This window comes from Psychroflexus salinarum (genome assembly GCF_042677225.1).
GTDB lineage: Bacteria > Bacteroidota > Bacteroidia > Flavobacteriales > Flavobacteriaceae > Psychroflexus > Psychroflexus salinarum.
Window position 1 is genome coordinate 216823 of the sequence record NZ_JBHTIV010000023.1, and the last position, 20666, is coordinate 237488.

Consider the following 20666-nt stretch of genomic DNA (forward strand, 5'->3'; position numbering starts at 1 on the left):
AACACAAATGCTAAACATATCTGAGTTATCAAAGGAATCTATAAAACAGATTTTAAAAACACTTGACGAAGATGGAAAAATAGGTGCCACGCTTCCCGGAGGCGGTTTACTTCATATTGAAGAAAATCTACCGTATCTGATAGTTTACCGAGAGCGTGAAGATGATGCAGGAACAGAAAGACTGGTCTTAAGTGAGGCTTCTTATCTCTTGATTGGTCAAGAAGATTTTGAACATTATCAAAATTTAATTTTTGCACTTATTGAAAGACTTTGTACCAAATTCAAGTCTTACTTGGTTTTTGAAATTTATGCAGGAGAATCAAATTCGTGTTTTACCATTAAAGCTCCTGTCAAAAAAATTACGAGTTCAGTTAAGATTTTAGAAGAAGAACTCAATCATATAAATAATAATTTCAGAGGTCTTGATTTAAAGACTGAAGTAAAAGACACTCCTCATCGACAAAAGGAAGGAGATCCTGAACTTCTTAGTATTAATGACGCAAAAAGACTGGGAGCAGTAGTTGTAGGATTGGAAATTCCTCCAGTCTATCGAGGCGATGAGGAAAAGGTCTTTCCTGTTTTTTTAAGGCAGTTCAAAAACTTTCTGGTTGACTGTATGCATAAAGCCATTTATGATTATGTGAGAGTGCATACCTCTTGCAGAATGGAAAGTCATCTTTCTTTGGGAAGAGAACATCTCAAAGACAAAGTTTTTGAGATAGATAAAGCGCTGGCAAAAATTGAACGCTCTTATCAGTTTTTATGGCTGGTCTCGCCTGCAAATATTCATAGTATCAAGACTACCTTCTTTGAGAGTGACTATGAAAAGGTTTTAGACTACCATTATCGTATACTGCCTATAGATCCTGATGTTCTTAAAAGAGAACTTTATAATCTTAGAATTGAAGATATAGACGACCCGGCAATGTCTCACATATTTAGAGAAAAACGTGAAGAGCTGGATCACCAAATTACTATGCTGAACGAAAGAGGATCTAAAAATTTCTTTTACAATAGCATTCGGCTTTACAAAGGAATAAGTCGAGAACTAAATGAAGAAGCAAAAGCTATTCTCAATGAAGTAAGTGAGGACGATGAATATGAAGATGATGATTATATAGATGCAAAAGGCTTTGCCAGTCTGGCACGAAGAGAATTTGATTATTTCGCGAAGCAAAATAAAGGTTTCAAAAGTAAAATTCACATCCGTAAGGATGTAAATATTATGATGGTCAATAAAGGTGAGCTGTATGTACCTGCTGATTATAAAATGAAAAGGATCGAAGCTCAGGCACTTATTCAACACGAGGTGGGTACACATGTTCTTACATATTTTAATGGTATGGAACAGCCTTTGGAGTTGTTGAGCAGTGGCTTAGCAGATTACGATCCATTACAAGAAGGATTGGCAGTAATGTCAGAATATATGGTAGATGGACTTACTCCCAATCGACTAAGAACCTTAGCCGGGAGAGTCGTTGCAGGTTCTGCAAGACTGAACGGTGCAGGATTTCAGGAAATTTTCAGACTTCTAAAAATAGAATATGGATTTTCCGCTGAGCGGTCTTTCAATATAACTTCGAGGATCATGCAGGGTGGTGGGTTTTTAAAAGATATTATTTATTTAAAAGGTCTCGTAGAGCTTCGTGAGCACCTCCAGGAAGGCGGAGATTATGAATCTCTTCTGGCAGGAAAATTTGCTTTAAAACATACTAAGATCGTACAAGAATTGACCGAAAGAAAAATATTGAAAACTGGAGCGCTGAGGCCAAGTTATTTGTTGACTGAAGATGTTACTGAAAAATTAAATTTAATCAGAAATGGGTTATCCATTTCAAAAATGACAACATAATGAAAATTTGTTTTGTTTTAAACGATATAGAAAATGAAAGGTATGGAACCTCAATTATGGTAATGAATAGAGCTCACGCTCGTGGCCATGAGGTTTATGCCATGGGTATAGGTGATTTTAATTTTCACCATGGAGCACCTATTAGTATTAATAGCACACAAGTGCCTGAAGATGCAAAAATTAATTCTGCTCAGGATTACCTCGATGCGTTGAAAAGTTCTAAAGCTCGTAAGAAGATAATTACTTCCACTGAACTGGATGTACTATTTATAAGAAATAATCCTACTGAAGAAGGTTCTGGTCGGGAATGGGCTGAGCATGCTGGTATTGCTTTTGGAAAGCTAATACAGCAGCAGGGGGTTTTAGTTTTGAATGATGCGTATGCTTTATCTCAAGCCTTTATAGATAAACTCTATTTTGAGGAACTTCCACCAGAAATAAAACCTAATTCATTGATTACCAGAAATAAGGATGATATTCTAAAATTTTGGGAGGAGAATGATAAAAAAATGGTTTTAAAACCTCTTGAAGGCTCCGGAGGTCAAAATGTATTTCTAATAGATGAAAATGAAAAAAACCTCAATCAAATTATTGAAACTATAAGTCAGGATGGATATATCATTGCTCAAGAATTTTTGCCAGAAGTGAAAGATGGTGATGTCAGGGTTTTATTAATGAATGGCCGCGTTATGGTCAATGATGGAAAACAGTCTATCATAAGACGTGTAAGTGGTGAAGGTGAATTCCGTAGTAATTTTGCACTTGGAGCTACTGCAGATACCAGCGATCTTACCCCTGCAATGAAACGAATAGTTGAGCTAACCGCACCAAAACTGATAAGCGATGGACTCTTCTTTGTAGGACTAGATGTTGTAAATGATAAGCTGATAGAAATTAATGTTTTAAGTCCAGGTGGTATGGAGCATTTTGAAGAGGTAGGTCTCCCGGATTTTACTGAAATTATAGTTCAAGCTATAGAACGTAAAGTTGAATATAAAAATCTTTATGGTCATCTACTAACCAATAAAGAGATTGCCTGTATGGAATAATAATTCAACTCTAGACTGATATTTAGTAATATCAATTTAAAGACTAAAAAACTTGTATAGATAATTGAAAAATTTAACACATAAACTATGAGTCAAGAAACCGACAATCAAATCCCAAGAATTATAGGAGAATACACCAGCAATAAAAAAGGCCCTTTACTTTTTGTTACTGCAGGTATTCATGGAAATGAATCCAGTGGAGTAAAAGCATTAGAAGAAGTGTTTGAACAGTTAGAAAAAGCAAAACCTGAAATTGAGGGAAAGATTGTGGGTGTATCAGGAAATCATAAAGCTCTCAATCAGAATAAACGCTATATTGACGAAGATCTCAACCGAGTCTGGACCAAAGAAAACATTCAGCAGAAAAAAGCGGAAACCCACGAGCAAAAAGAAATGTGGGAAATTATTGGGATTTTAAATCAATATCCTGAAGAAGACTATACTAAGCGTTATTTTCTGGATTGTCACACTACTTCTTCACCAAGCCTTCCCTACGTTTCAGTTCAAGTTGTAAATGATAATGATGAATGGGCTCATAAATTTCCAACTTATATTATACGCGGATTTAGCGACATCATTACTGGAGATATAGATCATTACCTAAGTCGAATCGGGATGACGGGTTTTGTCTTTGAAGCAGGACAACATGAAGATGAAACTTCGGTTGAAAATCACGAAGGTGTCATTTGGCTAGCTTTAAAAGAAGCATGCCAGATAAATCTTACAAAGATTGAAACTTCTCCGGAATGTGTAAATCGGTTTGCTGAAAAAAATGCTCCTGAACAGAAAACTTTTGAATTGATTCACAGACATGGTCTTGAAGATTCCGATGTCTTTGAAATGGAACCTGGGTATGAAAATTTTCAAAAAGTTGAAAAAGGAGAACTCCTGGCCAAACAAAATGGAAATGAAATAAAGAGTAAATGGAACGCACGCATATTTATGCCCTTATACCAATCTCAGGGAAACGACGGTTTTTTTATCATTGAAGAAGTAGAATACACTTCAAATTGAAACTTAATAAGACTTTTGATTAAAAAATTAAACATTAAAAAAGCAGCAAGATTGAAAATCTTGCTGCTTTTTTATTTATCAGTTAAATTGATTTAACTTTCTATTTCAAAAGAAACTTTTGCATTTACTGCGTAAGAAACTATTTGATTATTAGTCACATTGGCATTCATTTCTTTTACATAAACCGATTTAATATTTTTTACGGTTTTTGAAGCTTCTGTAACTGCATTTTGCGCAGCGTCATCAAAACTTTTGTCTGAAGTTGCTATTACTTCTATAACTTTTACAATACTCATAATGTTTATTTTTATTGGTTCACTACTAAAATAACAAAAACAGAGAGGAAACTTATTGTATTTAACGATATATAACAAAAAGCTAAAATCTTATCTTAAATAAGAGTCTATGGACTTGAATTTTAGTCTATGATTTATTATTTTTATAGATTAATTCTGTCCATATGAGGTTTAATAAAGTACGTATTCTTGGTGTTATATTAATAACATCATCAGTCTTCACTCTTTATCTTTATGAGAATAACGAGTATGATTTCTTACTCGGTATATTTTCAGCAATAGGAACCGCTTTAATTGTTTTTGGACGATTCAATATTCTTAAAAGAGAAGATTCACAACAAGGTCGATAATTTTCTGATTAAACTTATCTGTTTTCATCAAAGAGCACTTTTACTTTTTTAATGAAATTTATTAGTTCATTTGTAATTTCTATTTAATCATTACCTGTCGTTTTGAGTAACCCCAAAGAAAAAAAACCTTCATTAACACGGACACTTTCCTTGAGAGTAGCCTTAAGTATAGGTGTAGGAATTATGGTAGGTGCAGGAATTTTTGTTTTTCCAGGAATAGCTTCCGGAGAGGCAGGGCCAGCCGCTATTTTATCTTTCTTACTTGCCGGCACAATTGCCCTTATTGTTGCTTTATGTACAGCAGAGCTTGCTACAGCAATGCCTTCTAGTGGTGGAGGATATTATTTTGTTTCCAGAACTTTTGGACCTTTTTGGGGAATGCTCATCGGTATAGGACAATGGTTAGGTCTTGTTTTTGCCAGTGCCTTCTATCTTTATGGTTTTGGGAGTTATTTGATTGACTTACTCAAAGAAATCGGATATCAACCTGGAGATCCTATCATTCTCATTGGATTAGCTACAGCTATTCTTCTAACTTTCATCAATATTTTTGGAACCAAAAGTGCTGGTAAATTACAAAACAATGTTGTTCTTATACTTACTGGAATTTTGACGCTTTTATTTCTTTATGGAGTACTCCAAGCTCTAGGAATTATTGGTGAAGCTAGTTTGCCTTCACCTTTTGCACCTAATGGTTTTAGCCCAGTTTTTGGTGTTTCTGCACTTATCTTTACTTCTTATCTCGGTTTTGTACAGATAGCAACTATGGGAGGAGAAATCATCAATCCGCAGCGTAATCTTCCACGTGCTTTGGTCGGTAGTGTGCTTATCGTCCTCATCCTTTATCTTTTAGCCATATTTGTTACGAATAGTGTGCTTCCTGTAGATCAACTTGAAGAACTTGGAGAAACTGCTATTGTTGAAGTCGCTAGAAGCCTCATAGGTGACATTGGTGCTCTGGTAGTTCTTTTTGCAGGATTATTGGCTACCTTTTCCAGTGCGAATGCTTCAATCTTAAGCTCTTCCAGAACTATTTTTGCATTGAGTAAAGATGGGCTTGTGCCCAAGTGGGTTTCTGTCATACATCAACGTTTTGGCACACCACATCGAGCAATTTTCTTGGTTGGTTTACCTATTGCAGGAATTCTTTTTGTGGGTAATCTAGAGGTGTTAGCAGAGACTGCGTCTTTACTTCATCTGATTATTTACGGCCTTATTTGTGCGTGCGTTTTGAAGTTACGAAAAGAAGCTCCCATTTGGTATGTGCCAGGATTTAAAACCCCAGGATATCCTGCTTTACCAGCAGTGGGAATGCTGGCAGGATTTGGACTTATATTTTTCATGAAACCTTTATCAATTATACTTGGCGGAGCTGTTCTGCTGGTGAGTGCCATTTTTTATTTCGTTTATGCCAGAGGTAAAAAACTTTCCGATCCTAGTCCTCCTCATATTGATCCTAAATTACGTAAACCAAGGATTTTACTTCCAGTTTCTCTTCCTTTAGAAAAATCTATTCCTCTAGCTATTCTTAAAGGATTCACCAACCTGGAAGTGTTATTGCTGGGGTATAAAGAATTGAAAGAACAGACAAGTCCGGAACAGTATGAGGAGGAAGATGATGGTGAAACACAGGCAGAACTCAATGAAACTAGGAAAGATTTGGAAGATGAAGGATTTGATGTTAAAACTGAATTAGTATTTACTCCTGATATCACTCAGGCTATAGATAATGTGATTTTAGAGTATGACTGTCAAGCACTACTGGTTGTTAAGCCCATAGAAGAACTAAACCGTCTGCTTATTCCTGTATATGATATCAACCAAATCAGTAAAAGTTTTGCGACGGTTATTTACGAACTGACTAAAGCCAGTAACTTACCTGCAACATTGATGATTATCGAAAGTAAGGAAGATTCTGAAAACGATGAGGTAAAAGATAGCTCCGCAATAAATCGAGAAGCAATGAAAAGACTTCGGCAAGCAGGAATAGATAAAAATCAAATCAAGAGCAGTTCTGTACAGGTAAGTGATATTTCTGAAGCCGTAAAAGAAAAAAGCAAGCCCGATGACCTTGTCATTTTGGTGGAAGCCAATGCTAAAGAGCGGGAAAATTTTATCAATAAAATTAGGGTGGAGATCAGTGATAAAATAGATTGCCCATTACTCGTTGTTCTAGAGGAACGAAAACAGGAAGAAGACTCAGAGCCTAAGGATAGCCCAGCAGAGGAGGTGGAGAAAGAAGATGAAAATGACAACTAAAATTTAATTTCAGACGCTTACGATTTGTTCAAGTTTAATCCTTTTAAGTAGAAATGCATGTCTGTAAACAAAGAAGAACAAATTAATTCAATTTTAGAAATTTATGATCTAACAGCTCATAAAAGAGAAGTCATCTATTCTGAAATTGGACATTTTGAAGCACCTAACTGGAGTAGAAATGATGAGTACCTTCTTTTAAATAGTGATGGTCATCTCTTTAAATTGGGCTTAAAGAGCAGAGAGAAAAAAAATGTAGATACTGGTTTTGCCAAAGATTTAAACAACGACCATGGCATTTCACCAGACGGGACACAGATTGTAATTAGTTCTGCTGATGAAGTCCCTGCAAAGGATAAAGAACAGTGGCTTACCTCAAAAATTTATTTACTGCCAGCTTCAGGGGGTGCTCCAGAAATTGTCACTCCTAAAGACCCTTCATTCTGGCACGGATGGTCGCCAGATGCAAAGACTTTGGTCTATACAGCCAAACGAAACGATAGCTTTGATATTTATAGCATCGGGCTTAATGGAGGAGAAGAAATAAGACTGACAGATGGAAAGTGGCTTGATGATGGACCAGATTATTCTCACGATGGAAAATACATTTACTATAATTCTATGCGATCTGGAAGCATGGAGATCTGGAGAATGAATGCAGATGGAAGTCAAAAAATCCAACTTACCAATGATGTTTATTCCAATTGGTTTCCGCATCCTTCGCCAGACGGCTCTTCTTTTGTGTTTTTATCCTACCTCAAAAATCAAGGCGATGCTCATCCGCCAATGAAAAAAGTAGCCTTAAGACTTTATGATTTGGAAACGAAAACTATAACAACCTTATGTAAATTTACCGGAGGGCAAGGAAGCATTAATGTACCCTCATGGTCACCAGACGGAAAAAGATTTGCTTTTGTCTCTTATGAAGAAAATTAATCTTGAATACTTTTTTGGCCAGTTGAATTTATAAAACTCAAAGAGTCGAACTTCTCAATATAATAAAATCATTTCCTGGATATTTCGAATCTCAAAAACAATTGCTTTTGGAGGCGAGAAATCATACTTCGACCTACAATACATATTTTAATAAAATAAAGGATAGTTACCCTTCAGCAGGTTTTCCGCCCACCTATTTGTCCATTGGATTTTTTAATACACAGGGTCGAATGATTTATCCAAATACGGTTTTTATTGGATTAGAAGCATCTATTAAAACCGATTCTACAAACTATAAAGAATTTCCTGAAAATTATTCTTGGTTACAAAGAGAACAAGCCAGCTATAAAGATCTAGGCTTTATTATTGTTCATGAAAATTTACACACCCTTCAAAAAAATAATTTAAGCGATAATTCTATCTTAAACCAAGCTATTGTTGAAGGGGCAGCTGTTTTTTTAACTGAATATTTTTGTGGTAAAGAAAGTTTAATTGGAGACGCTGGAATAAATAAAATGATTGATTATGCGAAGGCAAATAACAAAACACTATGGATAGAGTTTAAAAATGATTTAAGCCAACCTGGAAAATTCTCCGAATGGTTTTGGAATGATGATTCAAAATACCCTTACTCAATGGGGTATTATATGGGATATATGATTTGTAAATCCTATTATGAAAACAGCGCAAACAAAAAGAAAGCTATTAAAATTTTAATTGAAGCTAAAGAATCAAAAACTATTTATGAACAAAGTAAATACAGCCAAAATAGCATGTAACATCTATATAGCAAATAGCACTAAGGGATAGACCTGAAGTTTTGGTGAAAATCAAAAAATTAAAACATAAACTGATAAGGTAAAGTTCTATTTGCATACTATTTACCATACCAAAGAGCCGTTATGTGCAATACATTAAAGATCTAAAATTCGATCACTACTCCCTGACAGACATTTAAGAGAGCTCTTTTACATGCTGACGATCTGATTAATTAATTTGGTTTATCTTTACTCTATCTAAGTTTTACAAATCTATCCAATTAAAAAGAGTACTCTTTTCCTGTAAAAGTAGTACTCTTTTTGCTTTAAAAGACTAGTCTTTTTATGACTTCCGACCTGATGAATTTACTCTTTCTTCTGCTCGATTTATTTCTCTTGACTTGATCATGTAAATGTGTTAAGCTGAGACGATTTTAGGCGGTGCAGAGGGTTAGTTATAGATACCAGTAGTTGCACATCCTGCTGTAAAAAGGACTAACCCATGTTAATAGTTTTCCAGGAGAGATGAAGAAGAAGGAAAAGATCGAAGAAAGCTTTGACTATGTTTGGTTTGACACGCTTTCTGATTAATCGATTTTCTATCTCTGATAGGTTTATAGTTCAAAGAGTTATCCAAAAGGATACTCACGGTTGTGTGGATAAGTTTCTTTAAAAAACTGTAATTAATTGAATTTGATGTTTTAGTTTAGTAAATGTAAAAATCTCATCTTTAAAATCTGTTATTATATTGAAAACGGATAAAAGACAGGGGCTTAAAACGATATGATAAGACAGCCGATCACTATAAGCTAAAAAATAAACTCATACTATAAATCAAAATGAAAATCAATCTTAATAAAAAACGACTGTACACCAACCTTTTCTTAGGAACATTGTGGATATTCTTAGGTGCATCTTATTTTATCTTCGGTGAAACAATGTCATGGATTGGCTATATGTATTTGATTTTAGGCATTCTTTACTTAGCGCATTTTTTATATGATTTTAAGCATCAATACCTTATTATAGAAAAGGGTAGGATACAGAAGAACGTTCTATATAGCTTCAAGAATAGTATTGAACTCAGTGAAATTGAGGAAATCAAAAAAAAATAGGCGGAGATTATATCTTGAAATCACAAAGAATAAATCTTAAAATAAACCCAGATTTAATTGAAAAAGAATCACTTGAAAAGCTGAATCAGTTTTTAATGAACCTGGATGTGCCTTCAGAAAAAACATTTTTAACAAGTTGAAAATGAAAATAGGATTTAATAAAACAAGACTTAGTGCACACCTCATTCTGGGTTTTGTATGGATAATAATTGGTATTTTAAACTTAAGCTCTAAAGATTTGGAGAATTGGATTGGTTATGTTTTTATAATTTTAGGTGTTTTATACCTGGTACATTTTTTTTACGATAGGAAGAATAAATATCTGATCATAGAAAATGGAATGATTACAAAAAACATACTTTACGGTTTTAAGAACAAAATGGATTTAGATGCAATCCAGGAGATCCAAAAAGTAAAAGGCAATTATATTCTAAAATCAAAGACACAAAAATTGAAAATCAACCTGGATTTGATCGATAATTCATCCTTGAATAAGCTAATTGAGGTACTAAGAAACCTAAATCTGCCATCAGAAAAATCTTTTTTAGCAAGCTGGAAATGAAAATAAAATTTACTAAATCAAGACAATATACAGATCTATACCTTAGTTTTTTATGGTTTGTGCCGGGTACTTACTATCTATTCTTAACGGATTACACAGAGCTTTCCAATTATTTTTATATGGCAGCTGGTGTGGCAGGCTTTGCTGTTTTTTTGTATAATAAAAAGCATCAATACCTCATCATTGAAAATGGAACGATCACAAAAAACATCCTTTACGGGTTCAGGAATAAAATAGATATAGATAAAATTCAGCAGATAGAGAAAGTCAATAACAAGTACATTCTTAAATCAGACACGAAAAAAATCAAAATCAAACTCAATTTTATTGAGAAGGAATCTCTAGATAAATTGAACAACTTTCTAAAAGAGTTGGATTTACCTTCAGAGAAAATCTCTTTAGCAAACTAAAGCATGAGAATAAAATTAACGAAGAAAAAACTATACACTCATCTTATTTTAGGCTTGGTATGGTCAGGCTTTGGAGTTATTTATATTTTACTAAATGATGAAAATGTAAATTGGCTGGGTATAGGATTTATCGCCATAGGCTTATTTGATATCCTGCACTACGTATACGACAGTAAACATCAATATCTACTTATTGAAAACGGGGTAATCAGGAAAAATATTCTTTATGGATTCAAGAATAAAATTGATATAGATGATATTCATCAAATCAAAAGTGAGGGAGGAAACTATATTCTAAAGTCCGATTTAAATACCTTCAAAATCGATCCGGGTTTAATCGAAAAGAATTCTCTGGAGGACTTAAACAAGTTTTTAAAAGACCTGGATTTACCTTCAGATAAAAACTTTTTAACAAGTTGAAGTTTATTCCAACTCATATTTTTTCATCTTAAGCTCTTTTAATATATCCCAGCTTTTTCCATTGTGTTTGAATAGAAACAGGCTTTTTGCAACAAAAACAGCTTCAAAACTACGCTGGCTAAATTCTGACCAGGCTTCATCAAATCTTTCCTTGCTGAGGTCTCGATAGGCAATTGTTATGTGAGGATTCATTTTCTTTTTTTCACCTTCAGGTTTCTTTTCTATGAACTCCCTAGTCACTTCAATTAGTTTTTCATGAAGCTCAACTATAGGTCGGGAATGTAAGACGTCAATATAAATAACTTTAGAATTGAATGAACCAAAACCAGATAGCACAACTCGAAAAGGAATATGCTGTTTTGTAAATTCTTCTAGTTGTTTTATGAATTTGTTTTCGTCCTCTTCATTCACATTAAATGGAATTTGTAAGGTGATATGAGGCGGAAGCCTTAAAGCATGTTTAGAATCAAAGCGATTGGCTATTTCTTTTTTCAGTTCGGTGATTCCATTTTTTAAATCTTCAGGAGGGATAAGAGCTATAAAATACATACTCATAACTTGTGTTTCTTGTTTTAAAGTACAATGAACTACGAATTTTGGTCAGTTTGTATAGTTATGGTTTTATTAAAAATGAATATCTTAAACAGCAGAGTTCGACTGCATGAAAAAATATATTCTTCTTTTTTCAATTTTAATTATTTCACTAACCTCCTGTATGTCAAATTCAGTTCAGAATTTAGGAGATGTTCGTTTTACCATACTTGCTGTAGTGCTTGCTGTTGCAGTTTTGAGTGCTTTTATATCGAGGAGATAAAAGAACTTTAAGTTCTGAAATTAGCACTACACTAAAATTACATCTAAATGAAAAACCACTCTAAAAGAGTGGTTTTAATATTATATGCTTCAAAATTTTAAAGCACTATCAAATCAAGGCTAGTTGTTACACCCACTTCGACTGTGACGTCGTCAATAGTTGATGTAAGACCGCTTTCAGAATCAACCAGTACTGTGTAGGTTCCTTCAGGAACTCCATAAAGTAAAAATTCACCTGCATCATCTGTATAAGCACTGATTTCTTCACCTGAAACATCATTGGTTGCAGTAACTTTAGTTTCAGTATCAAAAGGTTCAACAGAACCAGCTATAGAGCCGCTTTCTGCACTTGTTGTGATACGAATAACAGGCTTAAGCAAGTAGCCACCGTTACCCTGAGCTACAATAGATTCATCGACTTTGAAATCCATGATAAATTCATACAGCACACCTGGCAGCAAATCATAATTCACATTCAATTTTAAACCAGACTGTTGAGCGCTTGGGGTCTGAAGGCTTACTGCTTCACCACTGTCTAGAACAATACTGTTTTCTGTTCCTAAAACTAGACGCACCTGACTTAGATCTCCAGAAGGAATGTCTTCGTTGACTAGATCTACAAATTCACCACCAGTGAGGGTGAGCAAATCATATATCCCTGCATTGGTTTCTAATAACACAATCTCCCCGTCAACTATTGCTTCAACTCCAACGACATCTATGTATACATTGTCATAATCTCCTGGTGCATCCACTAAGCGTACAGACATACCTGATGTGCCTTCTGCGGAGCTGTCATCAGAATCACAGCTGATCATTGTAACAGATATTACAAATACACTTAGAATAATTTTTAATAAATTTTTCATTCCTTTTATTGATTTAAAATTAAGTAGACAAATACTGTCTACTATTACTATAACAATTCAAAAGCAGTTGACCCTAGCTTAAACACAAACATTTATTCACATAAGCTTATAAACTCCTCTCTATGTTTTTAGGGGCAGCTAAATCAGATATAATAAAGATTTGCTGAGATTGGGTTTTGATTTTAAATAGAAATATCAATTTTAGGCTTACAATCAAATTTGAAAGATGAATACTGTAGTAATATGGAGCTACAAGATGATAGGTCAAGTTGTGTTTGGTTAGGGAAAACTCTACACTCTGTTACTCTTATTCAGAATGATAGTTTTGTATTTCGAGGAGAAATCTTTTGTCATCGGTTAAGAGGTATGTTTATTCTTTTGAAAGGCTCTATTAAATAAACAGTCAATTAATTCCATAAATAACTATTCGTTGTAACTATTGTTACTTTTAAAACGATAGCTTAAGCTTATGTTTGCACTGTAATAAAAAAGAAAAAACTATGGAAGATTTAAAAAACGCTGAACAACATCAAGACATGAATACTATGCCGAGAATCGGAGATCAGGCTCCAGATTTTGAAGCAGTAACCACTACAGGTAAAATGAAAATGTCTGATTTTGCTCCAGACAAGTGGATTGTGATGTTTTCACATCCTGCAGATTTTACACCTGTATGTACTACCGAAATGAGTGGATTTGCTGAGCGTAAAAAAGAATTTGAAGCTCTTAATACCGAATTATTAGGTTTGAGTATCGACTCGATTCATTCTCATATTGGCTGGGTGGATAGTGTGAAACAAAACACTGGAGTATATATGGACTTTCCAATTATAGCCGATATTGATATGAAAGTTTCTAAGCTTTACGGAATGCTACAACCCAATGAAAGTGAGACTGCAGCCGTAAGAGCAGTATTCTTTATAGACCCAAGCAAAAAAATAAGACTGATCATGTACTATCCACTAAATGTTGGTAGAAACATGAATGAAATCTTAAGATGTCTTGAAGCACTTCAGTTTTCTGATGAAAATAGTGCTGCATGCCCATTAGACTGGAAGAAAGGTGACAAAGGAATTGTTTCTCCACCAAAAACGTTAAAAGATTACGAAGCTAGACTTGAAGATGACTCTGTTGAAAAAACGACCTGGTATCTAGCTAAGAAACAGTTTTAAGATGTGTTTTAGGTTATGTTGATTGTGAAAAGCGGAGGTTAGGTCTCCGCTTTTTTTTTTGTTATTTAGATTCCTAAGCGTTGGGAAAGCCTTTTTGTTCGTACGAGGAATCTTTATGTTTTCATTTCATAATCAAAGAATACAATAAATGTCGAACACAGAGTACTCAATACTGAATCAAGAAATTTGGAAAAAATCATAAAGGCAGAAGCTTATCTTTAGATCAGAATTTAAAGAGTATTCATCTCAGAAAACTTGATTTCTGACTCACGACTCCTTGTAACTTTAGTTACCATCAGATTCACAGACTCTGCGTAACTTGCTATCACAAATGTACTTATCATGAAATGGACCTTAATCACTTTAGTTATAGCGTTGAGCCTGGCATCCTGCAAAAAATCTTCTGAAGAAGATAAAGCAGATTACGTCAAGTTAAAATCAACGGATTTAAATTCAGAAGAAATAGCGGTAAAAGGAAAAACGCTTATGGAAAATAAGTGTTACCTGTGTCATAGTCCAGAAACTGTGCAAGGTTCTATGATTGCCCCACCCATGGTAGCTTTAAAAATGAGATATTCTAATGATGCAAAATCTAAAGAAGAGTTTATAGCAGACATTTGGAGTTTTGTAGAAAAACCTACTGAAGATAAGGCCAAACTTAAAGGAGCGGTGAAGCGTTTCGGAGTCATGCCTTACCAGCCTTATGCTCAGGAAGATATTGAAGTTATTGCAGCTTTTATGTATGATTATGAAATTGAAGAACCTGAGTGGTTTCAAAAACACTGGAAAGATGAGCACGGTGGCAAGCGTAAAAGACAAAGAGGTAAAGCTACTGGCAATCTTCCAAAACCACAGCAAACCTATGCCGATATTGGAATGTCTTACGCTAAATCTACCAAGGCGACTTTAGGTAAAAACCTGATGGGAGCGATCCAGAAAGAAGGTGTGCTTCATGCACTTTCGTTTTGTAATGTTCAAGCGATGCCACTTACAGATTCTATGTCTACCAAGCATAATGCGACTATAAAGCGAGTTTCTGATAAGTACAGAAATCCTAAAAATGAAGCAAATGAGGAAGAGTTGAAATATATTTCACTATACAAGCAGATTTTAGAAAATGGGGAGGAGCCAGAGCCTATTGTAGTAGAAGAGAATGAGAAAGTAAATTTCTACTACCCAATTGTGACCAACGATATGTGTTTAAAATGCCATGGAACTCCTGATAAAGAAATTCAGTCTGAAACTTACGAAAGAATTAAAACACTTTATCCAAAAGATAAGGCAATAGGCTATAATGTGAACGAAGTAAGAGGAATGTGGAGTATAAATTTTGATAAGAATGAATAAAGTATTTATTGCGATTTCGATTTTGTTTCTGTTTACAAGTTGTCAAAAGCAGTCTAAGGAAAAAGAAGTTGAAAATGAAGATATATCGGCTCACTGGAGTTATGATGGTGAAACAGGGCCAGAGCATTGGGCAGAACTTGAAGGTCAAACCAATTGTGATGGAAATTTTCAATCACCAATCAATCTAGTGAATTTTAAAGTAGCTGAAAACCTTCAGCCTATAGACTTACATTATTCTAAAGAAACTATTCTCCATGATGTAGCCAACAATGGACATTCCATACAGTATGATTTTGAAGCAGGTGATTTTTTGATTCATGAAAGCGATACCTTTCACTTGAAGCAATTTCATTTCCATGAGCCTGCAGAACATCTTATCGAAGGAGTTCGTTATCCTTTAGAAATCCATCTAGTCCATCAAAATGATTCAAAAGAATTTGTAGTGCTTTCTGTGATGGCCAAAGAAGGAAAAAACAGTGAACCTTTTGAGCTTTTAGAAAGTTACCTGCCTATCAAAAAAGGAGAAACAAAATTGATCAAGAAGCCGTTCGATATTTCTCAAAATCTACCACAGCACAAAGGCTACTTTTCTTATGAAGGTTCTCTTACGACACCGCCTTGTTCTGAGGAAGTGACCTGGATTGTGTTTAAAGAAGCCATAGAAGTTTCGCTGGAGCAGGTAGAATTATTGAAATATCTCATGCCAATCAACAATTATAGGGACGAGCAGCCACATCATGGAAGAGTAGTGCGTTCAACTTCCTTTTAGTAAAGAATTCAGTCTGATTAATTCTTTACTAAGAAAAAGATTAAACGCATTTTTGAGCCTGAAATAAATTTTTTTAAAAAAAACTACCATGTCAGAAGAAATGAAAGAATGCCCAAACTGTAAATCACCTTACGGATATGCTGTTGGGCAAGGTATTTATAACTGCCCGGAGTGTAGTTTTGAATGGAATGCCGACGAAAAGGAATCCACAGAAAACGAAGCAGAAAACAACGAACCTGTCATAAAAGATGTTAATGGAAATGTACTTGAAGATGGTGATAGCGTCGTCGTAGTAAAAGACCTGCCAGTGAAAGGTTTTCCAAAACCATTGAAAGCAGGAACTAAAGTAAAAAATATTCGCCTCACAGATGGCGACCATAATATAGACTGTAAGATAAAAGATTTTGGAGCTATGGCTTTAAAATCTGAATTTGTCAAAAAAGCTTAATTTAATATAACCTAAAACCTTTATCATGAAACTATTGGGACTTATAGGAGGAACCTCTTACCATTCAACTTTAGAATATTATAAGGCTATCAATGCAAAAGTTATTGAGCGAAATGAGACAAATTCAAATCCGGAACTTTTACTTTACAGCATTAATATGGATGTGATGAGGCGTCAAAATACAGACGAAATAAATTCGACTTACCTCAATGCTGCCAAAAAACTCCAGCAAGCAGGGGCAGAAGCTATAATTATTTGTGCCAACACTCCACATATGGCTGTTGAATTTGTCCAATCTCAAATTGAAATTCCGTTTCTACACATTGGTGATTCAATAGGAGAGGAAGCGGTTAAACGTAATTACAAAACATTACTACTTCTCGGAAACAGACCTACTATAACAAAAGATTTTTTGAAGAATTATCTTACCGAAAATTATGACTTAGAGGTAATAATTCCTGAGGAAAAAGCCATCGAAAAGTCTCACTATTTTGTTTCTAAAGAGTTGACAAAAGGAAAATTTTCTAATGAAGCAAAGGAATTCTATAAGGTACTTATAGAAAAGCATAAAGACAAAATTGATGCAGCAATTTTAGGATGTACAGAATTACCAATTCTACTTAAAGATGAAACTTCACATACTCCTTTTTTAAAAACTACCGATTTACATATTCAAACTGCAGTTGATTTTATAGTGGATTAAATACATTTTATTTAATTAATAATCAGAATTTTAAGTAGTTATAGATTTCAGGATATTGAAAATTTGTGTAACTTTAGTTACTCTATAACTTGTCGCAATTAATTATCTTTAAGAAAATTAATCAAAATGAAATCAAAATATTCAGTTTTAATAATTGGAGGAGGAACAGCGGGAATAATGACAGCTGCACAACTCCTTAAAAAGGATTCCAGTCTTTCGATTGGGATTATTGACCCAGCAGATACACATTATTATCAGCCTGCCTGGACGCTTGTAGGTGCCGGAACCTACAATTTTGATGATACTGCAAAACCAATGAAGGAATTAATTCCTAACGGTGCAGAATGGATACAGGACTATGCTACAGGATTTGATGCTGATAAGAATCTAGTCAAGACCAAAAATAGTGGAGAGATTAGTTATGACTATCTCATTGTAGCACCCGGATTGGTGATGGATCTTAAGCAAATAGAAGGTTTAGAGTCAGCTTTAGACAAAGGAGTTGTGTGTAGTAATTATACAGATTCTAAACATACCTGGGAAGTGCTTAAAAACTTTAAAGGTGGTAATGCAATTTTCACCCAGCCAACCACTCCCATAAAGTGTGGTGGAGCACCACAAAAAATTGCTTATCTGGCAGCAGATTACTTTAGAAAAAACAATATAGATTCTGAAGTTGTATTCGCTACACCAGGATCTGTGCTTTTAGGAGTTGATGAAATAAATGAAACTTTAAAAAAGGTTGTAGATAGATATGGTATTCACTTCAAACGTTTTTATGCTCCAGTTAAAATTGACGCGGATAAAAAAATCGTTACGTTTAAGTATGTTGGAGAAGATAAAAGCGAACTAAAAGCTAATAATAAAATCAAAGAAAAAATATCTGGCGAAACCATAGAAATGCCCTTTGATATGTTGCACTTAGCTCCACCACAAGCTGCGCCAAAATTCATAAGAGAATCCAATTTGGTAAATAAAGAAGGGTGGTTGGACGTAAATATCAATTCATTACAACATAATTCTTATCCTAATATTTTTGGGCTTGGAGATGTCGCAGCACTTCCTACAGCCAAAACAGGAGCAGCTATAAGGAAACAAGTGCCAGTAGTTATTGAAAATTTGATGTTTTTAATGAACAATAAACCGGCAAGTAATACAGATTATCAGGGCTATTCCTCATGTCCTTTGGTGACGGGTTATGGAAAAATGGTTTTAGCAGAATTTGATTATGAAAACAATTTTACTCCAGATCCAAAACTTAAGCAGATGCTTATTTTTGATTCATCCAAAGAACACTGGAGATTATGGATGCTCAAAAAGTATGGTCTTCCATACCTTTATTGGAACAAAATGATGAAAGGCGAAGACGTATAAATCATATTTCGTTTATAGTTCACACAAGCAGAATCTTAACAGGATTCTGCTTTTTTTTTGAGCTTATCCCACTATACATTTAAGTCCGCATCTTTTTTGAGCTTTCTATTACTTACGGCTTAATTTATACTGTTCGTTTTGTCACTTAGACAGAGAAGCTCTTTTTGCTTTGACAAGGAGAGATTCTCATTGGTTAAGTATAAAAAAACAGTTGACGAAAAGGCTCTCTGTCTGCTTTAAACGAGCAGATAGAATGGTAGTGAATCTTAAGAGGCTTTGGTATTAATATATAAGTTTTGTGTAAAGTGTATTTTCGACATAAACAAATTCAGAAGAGTTAAAAAAAAATCGGTTTGTTCATGATTTCCATTTTACAACTCATTATCATAAGACTTGCGGATCAACTCTGCTTTCGAATTGATTTCCAAAACTTTATAAATGTTCTTGATATGACTTCTCACTGAATCCAGAGAAATGAATAAGTCTGAGGCGATCATTTTATAACTTTTACCTTTTACAATACCGGTGACGATATCGAGTTGTCTTTCGGTGAGTTGACTTTTGGATTTTGGTTTGTAGTAATCTGACCTTCCCTAAATAGCGTTGACCGTTTTGGTTAATATACTAATTGATTATTTTCATAATTCTATGGGACAATTATGAGCCTGAGGCTCTTCATTTGGGTTTAAGCTATGTTGCTTCAATGCCTCTTTGATTTTATAATTACCATCAGCATATATGATCGTCATCGGTCTTTCTTGGCTATCCAAATTTAAAACATAATTTTTAAATTCTTTTGGGGTTTTCCCACTCAAACTATCATGTTGTCTTTTAGTGTTATAATGCTCTACAGCTTTCTTGGCTTTGGCTCGTAAAACTCTTAAGTTATCAATATACCATAGGTTTAAATATTCGTTCTTTATAGTACCGTTTACTCATTCAGCAAAGGCATTATCTTGAGCTTTCATACCCATGCTAAGCTTTATTTCAGCATCACTAAGCATTCTTTTATAAGCAGTACTGCCGTATTGAGAGCTACGATCTGAGTGGTGAACCATGTCTTTTGCTTCAGAAGGACTTATCTGTTTCAAAGCCATTTTCAATGCTTTTATGTTGCTCTCTTTACGCATATTATTGCTTACATTATAACCTAGAATTTCCCTGGTGTAAACATCTATTATAAAGACTAAATAATAAAATGTGCCCTCAATATCAAAATAAGTAATATCACTTTGAAGTACTTGACAGGCTCTTGTAACCATCATTCCTTCTATTAAATTAGGATAGTTCAAATGCGTTGGTATAGTTGTCCTTCTGTAGTTTTTAATAGTTCGTATTCGATAACCTAAATCCATAAAAATCTCGCAAAACTTGTCTCTTCCCATATATTTGGGCTTGAGTGTTTTGTACATTTTCTCTACCCCACAACCTGGGTGTTCTTCTCTTAAGATGTCTGCTTATGTGACTAAGTCCATAAGTTCAGTATCAAAATTTAGTTGTCTTTTTCGTGCTTGATATATAGCTTGTTTACTAATGTTCAAACAACGATAAAGCGCATTAAGACTATAATCTAGTTCTTCTTTGTGGTCTTGGAACCACCAGAGTGTGGGGTGTTTGAATTTTTTTGATGTCGATATCATAGTCCTGCTTTGCCAGTTCTATCATCTTTTCCAGATAATCGATATTCATTTGCTTTTGACCTAGAGCCTGTTCCAGTTCACTTATGCGAGCCTGCATTTTATTAATTTTATCCATCTGACTATCTTTAAACTCAACAACTTTTACTGATTTCTTGTTGTATTTTGAATATTTGTAGATCCAATTATAAATCGATTGATTTGAAATATCGTAAATCTTTTCTAATTCGCAAACTGAATGCTTTCCTGATTCATAAAGTTTGACTATTCGAAGCTTAAAATCTTCTGAATAAATCTTTCTTGGTCCTAAACGTTTTCCGCTTTTTATCATCTTTAAAATGGTTTTAAAACGGTCAACCTATATCAGGGAGTGACACTATTTGGCTTTGTTTTTTACCCGATTTACCACCCACTTCTTGAGCGCCCGTCTTTGTGTTACTGGCTGGGGCTTCGGCCTTTTTTGTTCAATAAAGAATGATAAAGTATAATTATTGAATGTTCTGCTGATAGACAGAA

22 protein-coding genes and 1 pseudogene are annotated in these 20666 nt (G+C 34.4%); 16 read left to right on the forward strand and 7 right to left on the reverse strand.

The window, feature by feature from the left end; genetic code table 11:
• Positions 1-7 precede the first annotated feature (7 nt).
• The 3 genes from ACFQ0R_RS13105 (at position 8) to ACFQ0R_RS13115 (ending at position 3915) form a co-directional block, all read left to right on the forward strand.
• On the forward strand, positions 8-1852 hold the full coding sequence (locus ACFQ0R_RS13105) for a flavohemoglobin expression-modulating QEGLA motif protein (protein ID WP_379658830.1): 1845 nt from the start codon (positions 8-10) through the stop codon (positions 1850-1852).
• Positions 1852-2901, forward strand: a complete 1050-nt coding sequence (locus ACFQ0R_RS13110) for a glutathione synthetase (RefSeq protein WP_379658831.1) — start codon at positions 1852-1854, stop codon at positions 2899-2901. The genes ACFQ0R_RS13105 and ACFQ0R_RS13110 overlap by 1 nt, the downstream gene beginning before the upstream one ends.
• Before the next feature lie 87 nt (positions 2902-2988).
• Entirely contained in the window at positions 2989-3915 is a 927-nt protein-coding gene (locus ACFQ0R_RS13115) for a succinylglutamate desuccinylase/aspartoacylase domain-containing protein (RefSeq protein ID WP_379658832.1), read from the forward strand.
• A gap of 92 nt (positions 3916-4007) precedes the next feature.
• On the opposite strand, the gene ACFQ0R_RS13120 is transcribed toward ACFQ0R_RS13115, so the two are convergent.
• Positions 4008-4211, reverse strand: coding sequence for a dodecin family protein (locus ACFQ0R_RS13120; protein ID WP_379658833.1), 204 nt, complete (start codon positions 4209-4211; stop codon positions 4008-4010).
• Positions 4212-4663: 452 nt separating this feature from the next.
• Between ACFQ0R_RS13120 and ACFQ0R_RS13125 the strand changes: the two genes are divergently transcribed.
• The 7 genes from ACFQ0R_RS13125 to ACFQ0R_RS13155 all read left to right on the forward strand — a co-directional run bounded on the left by ACFQ0R_RS13125 (position 4664) and on the right by ACFQ0R_RS13155 (position 11018).
• Positions 4664-6820, forward strand: coding sequence for an APC family permease (locus ACFQ0R_RS13125; protein WP_379658834.1), 2157 nt, complete (start codon positions 4664-4666; stop codon positions 6818-6820).
• Positions 6821-6877: 57 nt separating this feature from the next.
• Entirely contained in the window at positions 6878-7753 is an 876-nt protein-coding gene (locus ACFQ0R_RS13130; protein ID WP_379658835.1) for a TolB family protein, read from the forward strand.
• Positions 7754-7860: 107 nt separating this feature from the next.
• Entirely contained in the window at positions 7861-8532 is a 672-nt protein-coding gene (locus ACFQ0R_RS13135) for a gliding motility protein GldB-related protein (RefSeq protein WP_449314344.1), read from the forward strand.
• An 818-nt stretch (positions 8533-9350) separates the two neighbouring features.
• Entirely contained in the window at positions 9351-9626 is a 276-nt protein-coding gene (locus ACFQ0R_RS13140; RefSeq protein WP_379658837.1) for a hypothetical protein, read from the forward strand.
• A 142-nt stretch (positions 9627-9768) separates the two neighbouring features.
• Positions 9769-10188 carry a hypothetical protein gene (locus ACFQ0R_RS13145; protein WP_379658838.1) on the forward strand — a complete coding sequence of 140 codons (420 nt, stop codon included), beginning with the start codon at positions 9769-9771 and terminating at the stop codon, positions 10186-10188.
• Entirely contained in the window at positions 10185-10598 is a 414-nt protein-coding gene (locus ACFQ0R_RS13150) for a hypothetical protein (protein ID WP_379658839.1), read from the forward strand. Before ACFQ0R_RS13145 ends, ACFQ0R_RS13150 begins: the two co-directional genes overlap by 4 nt.
• Positions 10599-10601: 3 nt before the next feature.
• Positions 10602-11018 (forward strand): hypothetical protein, encoded by a 417-nt coding sequence (locus tag ACFQ0R_RS13155; RefSeq protein WP_379658840.1) that lies wholly within the window; start codon positions 10602-10604, stop codon positions 11016-11018.
• A 3-nt stretch (positions 11019-11021) separates the two neighbouring features.
• Here the strand turns inward: ACFQ0R_RS13155 and ACFQ0R_RS13160 are convergent, their stop codons facing one another.
• Together ACFQ0R_RS13160 and ACFQ0R_RS13165 are read right to left on the reverse strand one after the other, a co-directional pair.
• Positions 11022-11573, reverse strand: coding sequence for a 2'-5' RNA ligase family protein (locus tag ACFQ0R_RS13160; RefSeq protein ID WP_379658841.1), 552 nt, complete (start codon positions 11571-11573; stop codon positions 11022-11024).
• A gap of 356 nt (positions 11574-11929) precedes the next feature.
• Positions 11930-12700 carry a DUF4382 domain-containing protein gene (locus tag ACFQ0R_RS13165; protein WP_379658842.1) on the reverse strand — a complete coding sequence of 257 codons (771 nt, stop codon included), beginning with the start codon at positions 12698-12700 and terminating at the stop codon, positions 11930-11932.
• 500 nt (positions 12701-13200) lie between these two features.
• Between ACFQ0R_RS13165 and ACFQ0R_RS13170 the strand changes: the two genes are divergently transcribed.
• The 6 genes from ACFQ0R_RS13170 to ACFQ0R_RS13195 all read left to right on the forward strand — a co-directional run bounded on the left by ACFQ0R_RS13170 (position 13201) and on the right by ACFQ0R_RS13195 (position 18513).
• On the forward strand, positions 13201-13872 hold the full coding sequence (locus ACFQ0R_RS13170; protein WP_379658843.1) for a peroxiredoxin: 672 nt from the start codon (positions 13201-13203) through the stop codon (positions 13870-13872).
• Between the two features lie 342 nt (positions 13873-14214).
• Positions 14215-15219, forward strand: a complete 1005-nt coding sequence (locus ACFQ0R_RS13175; RefSeq protein ID WP_379658844.1) for a Tll0287-like domain-containing protein — start codon at positions 14215-14217, stop codon at positions 15217-15219.
• Positions 15212-15988, forward strand: a complete 777-nt coding sequence (locus ACFQ0R_RS13180) for a carbonic anhydrase (RefSeq protein ID WP_379658845.1) — start codon at positions 15212-15214, stop codon at positions 15986-15988. Before ACFQ0R_RS13175 ends, ACFQ0R_RS13180 begins: the two co-directional genes overlap by 8 nt.
• Before the next feature lie 88 nt (positions 15989-16076).
• Positions 16077-16436 (forward strand): zinc ribbon domain-containing protein YjdM, encoded by a 360-nt coding sequence (locus ACFQ0R_RS13185; protein ID WP_379658846.1) that lies wholly within the window; start codon positions 16077-16079, stop codon positions 16434-16436.
• A 25-nt stretch (positions 16437-16461) separates the two neighbouring features.
• Positions 16462-17139 carry an aspartate/glutamate racemase family protein gene (locus tag ACFQ0R_RS13190; RefSeq protein WP_379658847.1) on the forward strand — a complete coding sequence of 226 codons (678 nt, stop codon included), beginning with the start codon at positions 16462-16464 and terminating at the stop codon, positions 17137-17139.
• Positions 17140-17265: 126 nt separating this feature from the next.
• A complete protein-coding gene (locus ACFQ0R_RS13195) occupies positions 17266-18513 on the forward strand; it encodes an NAD(P)/FAD-dependent oxidoreductase (RefSeq protein ID WP_379658848.1) in 1248 nt (415 codons plus the stop codon).
• A gap of 371 nt (positions 18514-18884) precedes the next feature.
• Here the strand turns inward: ACFQ0R_RS13195 and ACFQ0R_RS13200 are convergent.
• From ACFQ0R_RS13200 to ACFQ0R_RS13215, 4 genes and pseudogenes are all read right to left on the reverse strand, one after another.
• Positions 18885-19058: pseudogene (locus tag ACFQ0R_RS13200) on the reverse strand (helix-turn-helix transcriptional regulator); the annotation flags it as partial.
• A 93-nt stretch (positions 19059-19151) separates the two neighbouring features.
• Positions 19152-19436, reverse strand: a complete 285-nt coding sequence (locus ACFQ0R_RS13205; RefSeq protein ID WP_379658865.1) for an integrase core domain-containing protein — start codon at positions 19434-19436, stop codon at positions 19152-19154.
• A gap of 12 nt (positions 19437-19448) precedes the next feature.
• On the reverse strand, positions 19449-19925 hold the full coding sequence (locus ACFQ0R_RS13210; RefSeq protein ID WP_379658849.1) for a transposase: 477 nt from the start codon (positions 19923-19925) through the stop codon (positions 19449-19451).
• Between the two features lie 151 nt (positions 19926-20076).
• On the reverse strand, positions 20077-20481 hold the full coding sequence (locus ACFQ0R_RS13215) for a transposase (protein WP_379658850.1): 405 nt from the start codon (positions 20479-20481) through the stop codon (positions 20077-20079).
• Positions 20482-20666 lie beyond the last annotated feature (185 nt).